Below are 14,877 nucleotides of genomic sequence, written 5' to 3' on the forward strand. Positions count from 1 at the left end.
GGCCTAACCACAAAACCAGAGTGTCAAGGATCAACCGAAACAGAAACTGTCAACCATCAACCGACTCTGAACAGGGGCTCTGCGCAAGCGTCATCCTGGGCGTGAACGTAGGTGCGCATCGTGAAGGCCGGGTCGGCGTAGACATCCAAGGTCATGGCGGCCGAAGCGTGCCCGAGCACTCGCTGAACGACTTTTACGTTGGCACCTGCCGAGATGGCCAATGACGCCGCAGTGTGCCGAAGTGCGTCCGTGGTGATCTGCGGGAACGCCTTGTCGTCCTTCTGCCAGGGCGCGACCGCGCCAGCTAGCCACGGGTCGTGCGCCTATGCGGCGCGAGGTAGCCGCCTGAACGCGATGGCCGGATCAGATTTGCTGACGACATCCAAGAGGTGCTCCTCGCGGAGCGTCGATTCGACTTAGGCGAGTGTTCAATTGGTCGGGGGGCGGTGTGTGTCAACCGCCAGCGAGCGCGCGGTCGGCCAGCGCACCCATTATCGGCGCCAACTGCCGGGCGTATTCGGCCGTCACGTGGTCTTTATCGAAATACACCAGGGTGTTGCCGACAATGACCGGGCAGCGGTCAGCGGTGCAAAAGAGCTCGGTGATGTCCGTGTATTGTCCGCCGCCGGCTGTGGTGGCGGCGGACTCATCCGCGATACCGCGTTCGTTCACCGCCGTCGTCCGTGGTGGCGAGCATGCCGGGGCGTCATCCAGATGGCCGGAGAGACAGATCGGCACTACTGATTTCGGATCCGGGACCGGCCCAAGCACAAGCACTTTCGCGCCGGTGCCGCGCAGTTCCTGCACAAACCGGGTCAGGGCGTCAATCCATGTCGAGTCGTATGACGTGAAACCTGGTAGGTAAAAAGAGTCGCCACCGTATTGGCGGTACATGCTCACCACGACCAGCCGCGGGCGCTCGGCGGTTAACCGGGCGATCATCTTGGCGTGCCACTGCTCACACACGTTGGACACCACGCGACGGAGGGGATTGGTTATGGGAATCCTCATCGGTGGGCAGCCCGCCTTACCCAAAGTTTCCAGCCGCCAGTGCCGCTGGATGGCCGCTTGGTGGAATGCCGGAGCGAGCATGCTCGCGTGGGAGTCACCGACCAGGGTCATTGTCGTTGTCGACGCGGTGTCGCCCGCCAAGCATTCAGACTGTCTCAATTCCCAGAAATTCGGTACACAGCCGTCGAGAAACACGCCTTTAAGCTCGTCTGTCGCCTGGGCGAGCGGCGGTTGCAGGTTCGACGGTACAGCCTTCAATTCAGCGGATGCCGCGACCGCAGCGTGCACCTGACTGAAGCCGTATCGCACTGCTGTGTCGTATGAGTGAGCGTTGTAACCCCCGAGCGGAGGCGCTGCTGCGATAGCAAGCGACGCAACTGGCGCGCCGCGGCCGACTGGCGCAGGGACCGATACCAGCAGGGCCACGCAAACACAGACCGCTACTGCAGTCGCGGCACCGCCCAGCACAAGGCTGCCGACGGGAGACCGACGCAGCGGAGCGGCGAATCGCAACGGGTTCTCGATGAGGCGCAGTGTCAGGACAGCCAGCCCCGCAGCGACGAGGGCCGCTGCCAGCCTGGCGGGCAATCCCAGCGGGTGGCCCAGCAACGATGGAGCGAGCAGCAGCACGGGCCAATGCCACAGATACCACGAGTACGACACCCGGCCGACCGCGCGCAACTGCGGCAATGACAAAACGCGTCCGCAGCCCTGAGAAGGTGCGGCACAGCCAGCGCCGATGACCAGCGACGTACCGAGCACAGGGAACAATGCGGCAGTACCTGGGTAGGGGGTGGTAGTGCCCAATCGGATGCAGCCCAGCAGGATTAGGGCCAGCCCTCCCCAGCCCGCGATCGCGGCAGGCAGTGCTGGTAGTCGGCGCCACTGACCGGCCGTGAGAGCTACGAGGCCCCCGACAGCCAACTGCCAGGTCCGGGTGGGCAGCGAGAAGAACGCCACCGAAGGCAACCAGTACGTGAACACCAACGACAGCGCGAAGGACACGATCCCCGCCAGCGCAAGAACCACTATGTACGGCGTTTGCGACAAAGCAGCCTGGGGTCGGGCGCGCCGACGTGCACGCCGGATGAGCCACGCTGTGCCGATAATCAAAGCCGGCCACACCAGGTAAAACTGTTCTTCTACTCCTAAAGACCAGTAATGCTGAAACGGCGATGGCGTCAGTGTGGAAGCTAGGTAATTGACCCCTTGCAGAAGAAACTCGTAATTGCCCACGTATAGCGCGCTGGCAATGCCGTCAACCATGACGTTCTTGGCCTGCAACGAAGGTAGCAAGACCACAGAGGCAATCGCTGTGACGATGCCTACCGTGGCCGAGGCCGGCAGCAACCGGCGGGCCCGCGCTCCATAGAAGCGGCGCAGCCGCACGGTGCCGGAAGTGCTCATCTCGCGCCACAGCAGCCCGGTAATCAGGAAGCCTGAGATGACGAAGAACACGTCCACACCGATAAACCCACCACTGACACCAGCCACGTCGGCGTGAAAAAGGACTACCGCTAACACCGCGACAGCGCGCAGACCCTCAAGGTCTTGTCGAAAGCCCGGCTTCGTAAGGTTTCCGCGCGTACCCACATCAGGAACGTCAGTCAGACGTGACAACATGCCCCGGCTCCCCCTCACACCAGCTCCCCTCAGCTGGTGACCTTCGTGTCCAGTGACGTGTCCCGAGTCGTCGGACCGGAGCGTAACGTGCATACGCCGTTAATTAGGCGCAAATGGTGCGACTTCCTGTCATGGCCCCCTGCTCGCCTACAACATTCGTTAGCAGCGCATCCGCCACGTCTATCGAAGGCAGCTCGGTTGATGCTGCTACGCGAATCGGGCCCGGAGAGTAGGGGCGGCCCGACAACTATTCAGATGCGGCCTGGGGAACGTCAGTTCCCTCACACCCGTATGCCCACGCCGTGCCCACAGATTGCCCACAGTTACAGATAACTCCAGCGAACTATCGTGATCCCTTTACCCAGCTAAAGACGCTTCCGACGCTCTGACCATTGCGCGAACTGGAATTCAGTCCTGACAGGGGGCTCTCTTATTACAGGTGCTGAACGCGCGCACAAGCGTTATAGCTATGTGGCTCGCAGAGTGGGCTGCAATGGCCAGGCTCCGTCGATAGGCCATCTGAGTCCAGTCCATCTCCCAACTCTCTGCTCCTGAAAGCTCGTCATTATGTGGCACGTGCGCAAAGGAATGGATAACAGCTAGCCGACGCCAGCAAGCCGTGGGGTAGGTCGATGAGGGTCAGTGGGGAACGTCAGCGGGCCAAGAGCAAGCGCCCCTTGCGTTTTCGCCAACGCGCCTTCGCTCGCAATCGGGATCACCCATGGCAGCGATACCCGCTCCGGGGCTGCGCTCGTCCCTATGGTCTACCTATGAGATTTGCTTACCCGCTACTTGAGTCCAACGTTTGCGTTAGAGTCGGCGCCTTCAGGGAAGGGATATACGCATGACTAAACCGTGGTTGACCAAATTGTCTGTGGGGGTTGCTGGTCTGGCATTGTCGCTGACCGCCGGAGCCGGAGTTGCGTCCGCGGCCCCGGATCTAGGTCCGGCCGTCAACACGACCTGCACTTACGACCAGCTCGTGGCAGCACTGAACGCGGAAGATCCGACGGTTGCAACTTTTTTCAACTCCGATCCGGAGATGCAGGACGGACTGCGTCAATTCCTCGCCGGGTCGCCCAGTCAACGCAGGCAAACTGCCCAAGAAATTGCGAATAACCCAGATAGCCAGCCCTACCTCGACAGTCTCCAACGGACGTTCGCTACTTGTCACAACTACTGAGCGACGGCACAACGAGTGCTCTTGTGCCCGTTGGTTTTAGCTACAGTTCCCCCAAGTCGTAGGCCTTCTTGACTTCCGCCGCATGCGCCACCTGCTGCGCACTGTAGCCGATGAGCAGCGCCACCCCACAGACCAGCAAGGCCACCCCGGCCAGCCACTGCAGGCCGTAGGTGTAGCCGTGGTCCAGCGCATGCAACTGGGCGGCGTTCATGGATTTCACAGGCCCGGTGGTGCCGCCGAGTTGGAGCGTGCGCCAAGTGATGACGCCCTGGATAACGGCCAGCACCATCGGTCCGCCGAGGCGGGACAGCATGAGCGAGATCGCCGATATAGGCCCAATCTGGTCCAAACCGACGCTGGCGATCAGCGAAAGCGCGAGCGGCACATTGATCACGCCGATTCCGATACCGGAGATGACCAGCGGCAGCACCAGATTCGGGAAGTACGGCACGCCCTGGTGGAGCGTCGAGGCGTACAGCACCGCGCCCAGCACGATTAAGCCGCCGATGATCACCACCACGCGCGGCGACAACGACATCACCAACCGCGACGACGCGCCCGCCCCGACGCCCACCGCGACGGCGAACGGGATGAACGCCACGCCCGCGCGAAGCGTGCTGTAGCCCATGATGTCCTGCACATACACGCCGATCAGCAGCGTCAGGGTGAACATAACCCCACCAGCCAGAAACATGGCCAACAACATGGCCAGCCTGTTGCGGTCGAAGAACAACCCGAACGGCACGACCGGGTTCTCTGCCCTGCGCTCCACCACCACGAACGCCCCGAAAGCGCCCAGGGCCACCACACCCGAACCGATCGTGATGGGCGACAACCAGCCTTTCTCCGGCCCCATCGAGAAGCCGAGCACCGCCGCGGCGAAGACCAACGTCGCTAAACCTGCCCCAGTCGCGTCGAGCTTGGTCCGCTCCTTCTCCGTTTCCCGCAGCGAAATGTAGGCCAGGTACAGCACCAGCAACCCGATCGGCACGTTCACCAAAAACACCAACCGCCACGACACCTCGGTGAGCAAGCCGCCCACCACCAGGCCCAGCACCGAGCTGAGACCGCCGATCGCGCCCAACACCGCCATCGCAGTGTTGCGCAACGGCCCCTTCGCGAAAGTGGTTGCCACCAGCGCCATACCAGTGGGTGCGATGATCGCGGCGGACACGCCCTGCAGCAGCCGCGCCGAAACAAGGACGCCCCCGTTCCAGGCGATGCCGCATATCGCCGAGACGATAGTGAACAACGCGACGCCGATGATGAAGGCCCGCTTGCGCCCGATGGTGTCACCGAGGCGGCCGCCGAGCAGTACCAGCCCGCCAAAGGTCAGCACGTACCCGGTGATCACCCAGCTCCGCCCGGCATCAGACAGGCCCAGGTCATTCTGGATTCTGGGAAGAGCGACGACCGCGATCATGCCGTCCATCGTGGCCATCAGCTGCATGCCGCCGATTGCGATAACCGCGGCGACAAACCAGCGAGGCGGCAGCCTGGTTGGGGAGTCTTTTTTGGTACGGCCTGGGGTGGTCGGTTTGACGGGCATCGGACTCGTTTCGCGCGTTTGTGTCGTCCAGTGATGTACTGCCACTCTGCAAGAGTGAGAGTCGGCGTTGCGGCTACCCTACGGAATCTCAGCAGTTGTTAACCGCAAAACTGAGCACATAAACATCTTCGGTTGCCGGGCAAGCGCGACTGGACGCCCTATTGACCGCTCGCAGTGAAGCCATTGACACCCGCTGGGCAGTGAGCTGACCTCCGCGCAGGCCGCATTGCTGCTCGGCCGTTGGTGGCGGCTGAGCAGACCATATTCGAGCTCGTCCAGGGCGCGGACCCGCCGGGCCGCGGCCGAAAATTCGCGCTCCAGCTCTCCGTCGGCTCGGCGTGACAGCGCCCCACTCCTGCCCGACACCCGTCCGGCCGCTCGAAGGACGCGCCTCGCCTGCAGGAATATGCGCTCCTGCGCGCCGACTAGCCCAGCTGGTCTACAACGCACCCGAGACCGAGTGTCCAGAGGCGAGCACTCTGGCTGCTACCTCGTCGACGCCGAAATCCTCGCCCACACCGAGGACCAACTAACCATGACTAATCAGCGCCCGCGCCGCGGAGGCGGCGGCGCTGGTGTGGGGGCGCTGACGCCCGGCCGGCCCATCTGAAGGACCCGTCATTGTGTACACCCTCGAACGGCTCACTCAACGGGAGTGAACTCGAGGTGCAATTCCTTGAGGCGCCTGAACAAGAAGGTACGGTCCCATTTGAGCCGTCGAGCGCCTGCCGGACCGTGCTCGGCTTCTGAAAGTCGAATGTCGGCCATCCGGTCGAGGATTCGTTCCAAGCTGATCCGCACTTCGGCGCGGGCAATCGGCGCGCCGGGACAAGTGTGTATACCACGGCCGAATGCGATGTGTTGCAATATGTTTGGGCGTTCGAGGCGGAATTCGTCGGGGTCGTCGAACCGTCGGGGATCGCGGTTTGCCGCACCGTTCATCACCAGTACGCTGGTGCCGGCCGGCACATCGAGGTCGCCGATCCTGGTGGTGCGCCGCGCCATGCGGAAATTCGATTTGATCGGGCTTTCGATGCGCAGCATTTCCTCGATGAAGGCGGGGATCTTTGAGTGATCCTCGCGCAGCTGCGCTTGCAAGTCCGGTCGCTCGGCCAGCGTCAGCATCGCGAGACTGAGCAGGTCGATCGTGGTGCCGTGGCCGGCGGCGAACATGAAGGTGGCAACGCGGGCAACATCGATCGCGTCGGGTGTCGTGCCGTCGGGAAACTTTGCCAGCGCAAGCTCGGTAAGGACGTCGTCGCGCGGATTGCGCCGCCGTTCCTCGATGTATTCGACGAACCATTCCTCTTTCACGCCAACGAAGCCGCTGCGGTCGCCTTCGAGCCTGCTGGCTATCGCAGCGCGGCGGAATCGCTCACGATCGGCCTCCGGTACGTCCAGCAGGTCGGTGATCGCGTCGAGCGTGAACGGGAAGTTGTAGTCGATGACGATCTCGCACTTGCCCTTCGCGATGAAGTGGTTGAGTTGCTCGTCGGCAAGGCGCCACAGGAAATCCTCGTTGTTCTTGAGCTGTCTAGGCGTGAATAACCGGCTCAACAGCGAGCGGTGCGCGGTGTGCGTCGGAGGATCGAACGTGATGAAGTAGTCGCCGAACGTAACCCTTTTGCGGTGCCGCTCAATCACATCCGAGATGTCATCGCTGTCGGTCTTGGTCGGAATCCCCGACCATGGTCCGCTCACTATGTTGCATACCGAAAAGGTATGGTCGGTATCGCGTTGCACGGCGACGGCCTCGTCGTACCCCGACACCATCACCACGCCGTGCGCCGGCTCACGCCACACCGGGCAACGACGGATCGCGTCGTAGTAGGCGTAGGGCTCATCGACGACCGACTTGTCGGTAAAGAAGTCGAGGTTTTCGAGTCCGCTCACTTCGCCTCCCTCGCGTTGCTGTACAAAATGCTAAGCGCTCCGCGGATGTACCGAAATAGGCCGCCCGAAACGCATGGGACGCGATGGCGTAAGCCGAGCGGCTGTGCATCAGCCGCGACTGCGCGGCTGAGGAGCTTCCTGTTCGATCATGCAGCTTTAGGAAAGCGGCCGCTGACATGCCGTCGTTTTCGTCAGTGAGACGACATGCCGAAGATCGGCAAATCGTTTTTATGCGTGTCCTTCACTTACGTTTTCACGACGCCAAATCGCGCCGGACGTACCCGTATACTCCGAGCCCGGTGAGGATCGCGCCAATGAGCAGCAGAATGCTGCTGGCCGCCCAATTGGGCGGCGTGTCGGGTACGGGCGCGAGGTGCGCCCACGGCGACAGGTTGACAACCCAGCGCGGGGCTTTCGTGATCTGCATGATCGTGTTCACCAGAAATCCGCCCACCACCGGCAGTGCACCGACTGCGCCGGCGGCGGATGGTAGCCACCCGACGCCCACCGCGGCGGCCCCGGCCGCGAGCAACGCCACCGGAAGTGAATTCAGCGCACCCGCCAGTGAATCGCTCAACTGCAGTGGGGTGCCGGTGATTTTGGCACCGCTCCAAAGGGCCACCGCGGCTGAGCAATGCAGGGCAACCATCCCGCCAGCCGTGATCACCATCTCAGCGCACAGCAGACGAACGCGCGAAATCGGCTGGGCGAAGAGCAGGGTCCACCGCCCGGCCTTTTCGTCGACGACCATCGTGGCAAGACGCATCGCGGCGTACAGCCCGGTTGGGACTGCGAGCATGCCGAACAGAGCCGCAGCGACGACATACAACTCATGGCCGCGCAGCCCGGCGGCCTCGGCGAGTTCAGCGAACCGCCGGTTGTTTTCGATCAAGTCGAGGAGATAGGCGAGCATCGCGCCGACCAGAAAGAAGTATGCGGCGATGCCTATCGCCCACCCCAGCGTGGTCCGTGCAGTCCGCCGCAGCGCGAACCCGCCGATCGATTGCAACAATCGGGTTCGTGGAGCACGGGTATCCGGCACCGCCACAATCCCGTCGCCCAAATCGCGGTGACGTGCCGCGAAGAGGGCCGCGACGGCCAGCACGGTCGGAAACGCGCCCAACACCATCAGTGGAGCGATGCGATTATCGGCATACGGCGCCGAGCGGGCTGTCAGCCCGAACGGCGTCGCCCATGCCAACCATGCCAGTCGATGCGAGCCATCGGCGATCATGCGCAGCATCACGCCAACTCCGATAGCTGCGACCGTGAGTCCCGTGGCACCGGATCGCGTCGGCATCAATTGTGCGGCGAGCAGGGCTGTCGTCGCGAAAGTCGCAACAACACCCGTGATCCCCGCTGCATGGATCACCGTGCCGGTCAGTCCAGTACCGGCCGCCAATAGGCCCGCCGCGACGGCCGCGCCGATCAACATCGCGGATCCAACGAGGGCTGCCAGGTAGCGGACAACCACATCAGCCATTCGCAGACGTCCCGCAAGGAGCAGATCCCATCGCCGGCCATCCTCCTCACCGCGGGTAAAACGTGTGGCGGCAAGCAGGATCCAGACGCTCGCGAGTAGCGAAACGGTTGTGCCGGTGCGCCACACAGTAAACCCGCCAGGATCGTCGAGAGCGACCGGCGGCCCCGCCAACGTCCTTATGGCGGGATTCTCAGCGAGGGCCTGCACGCCTGATGCATCCAGCACGCGGTTAATCAGCCGGTATTGGCTGGCGGCCAGCACCGACATCCCCCCGCAGACTAAGGCGACCACCACGGCACCAAGGCGAAGCTGACGCACAGCTAGCCGACTCACAGTGCGGCCCGGCCCGAGTTGCGGCCCGCCGGCCACCGTCAAACCGGGCGGCAAGGCGGTGGTCATCAAGCAGCTTCTCCGTAATAGGCGAGAAAAATCTCCTCGAGTGTCGGTTCGTGCATAGTGAGCGCGGTAACGTCGGCTGTGGCGAGCGCCCGAAGCGCGGCCATCGGCGATCCAGACAAGTTGAACCGCAACCGTTCACCGTCCAACCGCTCGACACTCGACACACCGGCGACATGCTCCAGGCAAGGTTGAACGCCGTTATAGGACACCTCGACCACCGTCCGGTGCAACCGCCGTAAGTCAGCGATGCTGTCAACTTCCACGAGTCGCCCGGCACGGAGGATTGCAACGCGGTCGCATATGGCTTCTACCTCGGCCAGCTGATGAGAGCTGAGGAAAACGGTCTGGCCTCGCTCGCGTGCTTCTGCGACACAGCCGCGAAACTTTCGTTCCATCAACGGGTCCATGCCGCTTGTAGGCTCATCGAGCACCAGAAGCGGAGCCCGTCTCGCGAACGCTGCGACAAGGGCAACCTTCTGCCGGTTGCCGGTCGAGTATGTCTTGGCTGGCTTGTCGAGCTCGAGATCGAAACGGTCGACCAGCTCGTCGCGGTAAGCCGCGTCGACACCGGCGCCCAGGCAGCCAAGCAGCTCAAGGATTTCGGCGCCCGTCAGCCCTGGCCACAGCGCGACATCAGCGGGCACGTATGCGATGTGACGATGAGTCCGACGGACGTCAGCCGCAGGGCAACCGAAGATCTCCGCAGTGCCTGCCGTGGACCGAATCAATCCGAGCAGCAGGCGGATCGTCGTCGACTTGCCTGCACCGTTGGGCCCGAGAAACCCGAATACTTCACCGGGGGCGACGGTCATACTCAGACCCTCGACGGCGACGATGCGCCCGAACCGTTTGGTGAGACCCTCGACATGGATGGCCGGGTTGAGAGCGGTTTGCACCGGGGATTCCACGCCATGAGCGTAAATCACCTGTCCTGAACGATTCCCTCATTGCGGGGTCTTCGGACGCTGAGGACACCTGCAAGCCCGGCTCTCTTTCGGCACAGGTGAGGTATGTCCGAGCGCGACATTAGCCCGCGCCGAATGTTCGCCTGCCGGAAAGGCTTCTGTCTCCGGATGTGCGGCGCCACAAGCTTTCAAATCGCCAGAGGCGAACTACCGGAAGCGCAAACGGCACCGCCCTGCGGCGCAGTATCGGCAGGGGCCAAGTCTCAGGGTTTTATCAGGAAATTTGCCGAAACGCCGGACCGACTTCCCTGGCAGCAGTAGGGTTGGGATCGCCTGACTCATATCCGCTCGGGGCGGATGGCGGAGAGCTTAGGCAAGGCAAGTTCATCTTCAGGGTGGGTAGATGGATGCAACTCACGGCAATGCTTTACCGCTGACACGCGCCCAGTTAGACATCTGGCTTGCGCAGGAAACGGATCGCTTTGCTGCGCGGTGGCAGATGGGCGAGCTTTTACGAATCGAGGGCAGGGTAGATCCTGGTTTACTTCAGCGCGCGATCGTCCAAGTGGTGCGCGAAGCCGAACCGTTTAGAGTTGCCTTTTTTGAAGCGGACGGGCAGGTTTTCCAGAAAGCGCGTGATTACCCGGAAGTTGAGCTCGCTTGCTATGACCTGATGGGCTCGCAAGATCCTGTCCAGGAAGCTTATCGGGTGATATCTTCGATTCAGCACACGCTGATGCCGCTTAGTGGGCCGCTGTTCAAATTTGCGTTGTTGCAGACGCGGGTGGATGAATTTTATTGGTTCGTCTGCTGGCATCATATAGTGGCAGACGGGGTCGGCCTCGCTCTTGTTGTTCATCGGATCGCAGATGTCTATTCCGCGATGGCATTAGGCGGGCCGATTCCGCCTGCTTTTTTTGGGCCACTGAGTGATTTGATTGCTTGCGAGGTAGATTACCTTGCGTCCACCGATTACCTTGACGATCAGGCTTATTGGACCAAGAACCTGCCTTCGGAAAGCGAACCGCGTTATCGGTTGGCATCCGCCGCGGACGGGCGTGATCCGTATGAGTCTTCTGTGCCAGTTGAATTGGACCCTGTCGTCGTCGCAGGGATCCATAAGTTGTCGCAAGCGTTGGGGGTGCGTCGCTCGTCGGTGATTACTGCGGCGTGCGCGCTGCTGGTGCGTGGGTTCGACGACGAAAGCTCGGAGGTGGTGCTCGACTTTGCGGTAAGTAGGCGTACGCGTCCGGAAATACAGATGGTGCCAGGAATGGTTTCCGGGGACGTCCCACTGGTGTTGAAAGCTTCGCCGGCGTCTGCCGTTGCTGGTTTCTGTAAGCATGTCGACACGCGACTGCGGGAAGCGCTGCAGCATCAGCGTTTCCCGGTGCGTCTCCTTGAGAATGAGACACGTCTCCGCGGCTCCGGTAAAGCGGTTAACCGCGTAATTGTCAATTACATCCCGACTACACATTTGATGGATTTTGCTGATGCTCCGGCATCGGGGACCCTGACCCATACTAACGTCGTCGATCAGCTTGGATTGTTCTTTTATAAGGACGACGATCGGCTTTTTCTCAGCACGGCCGGTGCTGGGCAATTGTTTTCGGATTGTGATATCCGCGATTTAGTGAAGCGGTTGGAGCGGGTGATGGCGGCGATGAGCGCCGACCCGACCCGGCCGTTGTCGTCGGTGGATCCGCTCGATCAGGCTGACCATGCCCGGTTGGATGAGCTCAGTAACCGGGCCGTGTTGAGCAAGCCGGTGACCGCGCCGGCGTCGATTCCGGTGTTGTTCGCCGCGCGGGTGGCCCAGACACCGGATGCGGTGGCGCTGATGTGCGGGGAGTGTTCGCGGACTTATCGCGAGCTCGATGAGGCGGCTAATCGGTTGGCGCACTTGTTGGCCGGCCAGGGTGTGGGCCCGGGAGCCTGCGTGGCGCTGCTGGCGGAGCGTTCGGTCGAGGCGGTCGTGGGGATGTTGGCGGTGCTCAAGACCGGGGCGGCGTATCTACCGATTGACCCTGCGGTGCCGACGGCCCGTATGCGGTTCGTGCTCGAGGATGCCACGCCGACCGCCGCTCTCACGACCTCCGGGCTGGCCAGCCGGCTCGATAGCGGCGGGCTGACCGTTATCGATCTCAGCGATCCCCGCATTGAGACTCAGCCCAGCACCGCGTTGCCGGCGCCGGCCCCGGATGACATCGCCTACCTGATCTACACCTCGGGCACCACCGGTACGCCGAAGGGGGTGGCCATCACCCACCACAACGTGACCCAGTTGATGGGGTCGTTGGATGCTGGCCTGCCGGCGGCCGGGGTGTGGCCGCTGTGTCATTCGTTGGCCTTCGACGTGTCCGTGTGGGAGATCTTCGGTGCGCTGCTGCGCGGTGGGCGGCTGGTGGTGGTGCCCGAATCCATCGCGAGCTCACCGGAAGACTTCCGCGAGGTGCTGGTTGCCGAGCAGGTCAGCGTGCTGACCCAGACGCCGTCTGCCGTGGCGATGCTCTCGGGTGAGGGTTTGGAGTCGACAGCATTGGTGATGGCGGGTGAGGCCTGCCCGGTCGAGGTGGTGGATCGGTGGGCGCCGGGACGGGTGATGCTCAACGCCTACGGCCCCACCGAGACCACGATGTGCGTGGCGATCAGTGCGCCGTTGACGGCGGGCGCGGAGGTGGTGCCTGTTGGCGCCCCGGTACCCGGGGCGGCGCTGTTTGTGCTGGACGGCTGGTTGCGCGCGGTGCCGGTCGGTGGGGTCGGTGAGCTGTATGTGGCCGGTCACGGCGTGGGCGTGGGGTATGTGGGTCGGGCGGGATTGTCCGGGTCGCGGTTTGTGGCGTGTCCGTTCGGGGGTCCGGGGACTCGGATGTATCGGACCGGGGATTTGGTGCGTTGGGGTACTGATGGGCAGCTGCAGTATCTGGGGCGCGCCGATGAGCAGGTCAAGGTTCGCGGGTATCGCATCGAGCTTGGCGAAATCCAAACCGTCCTAGCGAGATTGGCCGGCGTGGAGCAGGCGGCGGTGATCGCCCGTGAAGACCGCCCCGGCGACAAACGCCTGGTCGGCTATGTCACCGGCACCGCGGACCCGGCCGAGATACGCGTGGAGCTGGGCGAGCGGCTACCGCCATATATGGTGCCGGCCGCGGTGGTGGTGATGGATGCGCTGCCGCTGACACCCAACGGCAAACTGGACACCCGCGCCCTGCCGGCGCCGGAGTCCCGGGATGTCGAGCGTTACCGCGCCCCGACTACCCCCGTCGAGGAGATCTTGGCCGGTATTTACGCCGAGGTGCTGGGGCTGGAGCGGGTCGGGGTCGATGACTCGTTCTTCGACCTGGGTGGGGATTCGCTTTTGGCGATGCGCCTGTTCGCGGCGATCAACACCGCACTGGACGCCGACCTTTCGGTACCCACCGTGTTCGAGGCGCCCACGGTGGCCCAGTTGGCATGTCGTGTCGGTGTGGGTTCGCGGCGGCGTGAGCCGCTGGTAGCGATGGCGCGGCCGGCGGTGGTGCCGTTGTCGTATGCCCAGCAGCGGTTGTGGTTTATCGACCAGTTGCAGGGTCCGTCACCGGTGTACAACATGACGACCGCGTTGCGGTTGGTCGGCCCGTTGAACACCGAAGCGCTGGGTGCAGCGCTGACCGATGTGGCTGGCCGCCATGAAAGCCTGCGCACACTGTTTGTGGCACCCGAGGGGATACCCCAGCAGGTAATTGTCCCTGTAGAGCGGGTCGAATTCGGGCGCGATGTGATTGATGCCAGTGCCTGGTCGGCTAGCCGGCTGGACGAGGCCATCGGCGAGGCGGCGCGCCACAGTTTTGATTTGACGTCGGAGATCCCTTTGCGGGCAACACTTTTCCGTCTAGGTGATGAGGATCATGTGTTGGTGCCAGTGGTGCACCATATCGCCGCCGATGGCTGGTCGATCGCTCCGTTGTTGCGTGATCTGGGTATCGCCTACGCCAGCCGGTGTGCCGGGCACGCCCCGGATTGGGCGCCGTTGCCGGTGCAGTACGTGGATTACACGTTGTGGCAGCGCGCATTGCTGGGTGATCTGGCTGATGCCGACAGCCCTATCGCCGCGCAGCTGGCGTATTGGGAGCAGGCGCTGGCCGGGTTGCCTGAGCGGCTGACGCTGCCCACCGATCGGCCATATCCGTTGGAGGCCGATCACCGTGGGGCCCGTGTGTTCGTGGACTGGCCGGCGGAGTTGCAGCAGCGGGTGCGCGAGATGGGTAGGGAGCACAACGCGACCAGTTTCATGGTGATCCAGGCCGCCTTGGCGGTGCTGTTGGCCAAGCTCAGCGGCAGCGCCGATGTGGCGGTGGGGTTCCCGATCGCCGGACGTGGTGATGCGGCGCTCGATGAACTGGTCGGGTTCTTCGTCAACACCTTGGTGCTGCGCATCGAGCTGACGGGTGACTTGACCGTCGCTGAGTTGTTGGCCCAGGTGCGGGCCCGCAGCCTGGCCGCCTACGAGCATCAAGACGTCCCCTTCGAAGTGCTAGTCGAGCGGCTCAACCCGTCTAGGTCGTTGGCTCATCATCCCCTGATCCAGGTGATGGTGAGCTGGCAGTATGCGGGAAACAGCGATCCCGCCGCGGAGCTGGTATTGGAGGACCTTCGTCTCAGTTCGCTGCCGGTGGAGACCCAGACTGCCCGCATGGATTTGGCGTTTTCTTTGGCCGAACGCTTCACCGAGGCTGGTGAGCCCGCCGGCATCGGCGGAACGGTGGAGTTTCGTACCGATGTGTTTGATGCGGCCAGTATCGAGGCGTTCATTGGGCGGCTGCAGCGGGTGTTGGTGGCGATGGCCACGGTG

Annotated in this window: 8 protein-coding genes; 2 read left to right on the plus strand and 6 right to left on the minus strand. The window is 63.0% G+C overall.

Annotated features, from left to right (window positions below; translation table 11 throughout):
* Positions 1-56: 56 nt before the first annotated feature.
* Both A5652_RS29115 and A5652_RS07420 read right to left on the minus strand, forming a co-directional pair.
* Positions 57-221: a hypothetical protein gene (locus A5652_RS29115; protein ID WP_369805763.1), complete on the minus strand. Its 165-nt coding sequence runs from the start codon at positions 219-221 to the stop codon at positions 57-59.
* Positions 222-453: 232 nt separating this feature from the next.
* Entirely contained in the window at positions 454-2,634 is a 2,181-nt protein-coding gene (locus A5652_RS07420) for an acyltransferase family protein (RefSeq protein ID WP_067348541.1), read from the minus strand.
* A gap of 844 nt (positions 2,635-3,478) precedes the next feature.
* Between A5652_RS07420 and A5652_RS26540 the strand changes: the two genes are divergently transcribed.
* Positions 3,479-3,817 carry a hemophore-related protein gene (locus tag A5652_RS26540; RefSeq protein WP_082983807.1) on the plus strand — a complete coding sequence of 113 codons (339 nt, stop codon included), beginning with the start codon at positions 3,479-3,481 and terminating at the stop codon, positions 3,815-3,817.
* 40 nt (positions 3,818-3,857) lie between these two features.
* Here the strand turns inward: A5652_RS26540 and A5652_RS07425 are convergent, their stop codons facing one another.
* The 4 genes from A5652_RS07425 to A5652_RS07440 all read right to left on the minus strand — a co-directional run bounded on the left by A5652_RS07425 (position 3,858) and on the right by A5652_RS07440 (position 9,953).
* Positions 3,858-5,366, minus strand: coding sequence for an MFS transporter (locus A5652_RS07425; RefSeq protein ID WP_067348533.1), 1,509 nt, complete (start codon positions 5,364-5,366; stop codon positions 3,858-3,860).
* Positions 5,367-6,008: 642 nt separating this feature from the next.
* Positions 6,009-7,259, minus strand: a complete 1,251-nt coding sequence (locus tag A5652_RS07430) for a cytochrome P450 (protein WP_067348536.1) — start codon at positions 7,257-7,259, stop codon at positions 6,009-6,011.
* A 253-nt stretch (positions 7,260-7,512) separates the two neighbouring features.
* On the minus strand, positions 7,513-9,141 hold the full coding sequence (locus A5652_RS07435) for a hypothetical protein (protein ID WP_067348538.1): 1,629 nt from the start codon (positions 9,139-9,141) through the stop codon (positions 7,513-7,515).
* Positions 9,141-9,953 carry an ABC transporter ATP-binding protein gene (locus tag A5652_RS07440; RefSeq protein WP_082983808.1) on the minus strand — a complete coding sequence of 271 codons (813 nt, stop codon included), beginning with the start codon at positions 9,951-9,953 and terminating at the stop codon, positions 9,141-9,143. The genes A5652_RS07435 and A5652_RS07440 overlap by 1 nt, the downstream gene beginning before the upstream one ends.
* 496 nt (positions 9,954-10,449) lie before the next feature.
* Between A5652_RS07440 and A5652_RS07445 the strand changes: the two genes are divergently transcribed.
* The coding region (locus A5652_RS07445) for a non-ribosomal peptide synthetase (protein ID WP_156745205.1) at positions 10,450-14,877 on the plus strand (4,428 nt) is incomplete at its 3' end.

The sequence above is a fragment of the Mycobacterium sp. 1165178.9 genome, from assembly GCF_001673555.1.
Lineage (GTDB): Bacteria > Actinomycetota > Actinomycetes > Mycobacteriales > Mycobacteriaceae > Mycobacterium.

Excerpts from the sequence above, each read along its gene's own strand:
- A5652_RS07420 (WP_067348541.1), bottom strand. The coding sequence starts at position 2,634 with ATGTTGTCACGTCTGACTGACGTTCCTGATGTGGGTACGCGCGGAAAC.
- A5652_RS26540 (WP_082983807.1), top strand. The coding sequence starts at position 3,479 with ATGACTAAACCGTGGTTGACCAAATTGTCTGTGGGGGTTGCTGGTCTG.
- A5652_RS07425 (WP_067348533.1), bottom strand. The coding sequence starts at position 5,366 with ATGCCCGTCAAACCGACCACCCCAGGCCGTACCAAAAAAGACTCCCCA.
- A5652_RS07435 (WP_067348538.1), bottom strand. The coding sequence starts at position 9,141 with ATGACCACCGCCTTGCCGCCCGGTTTGACGGTGGCCGGCGGGCCGCAA.
- A5652_RS07440 (WP_082983808.1), bottom strand. The coding sequence starts at position 9,953 with ATGACCGTCGCCCCCGGTGAAGTATTCGGGTTTCTCGGGCCCAACGGT.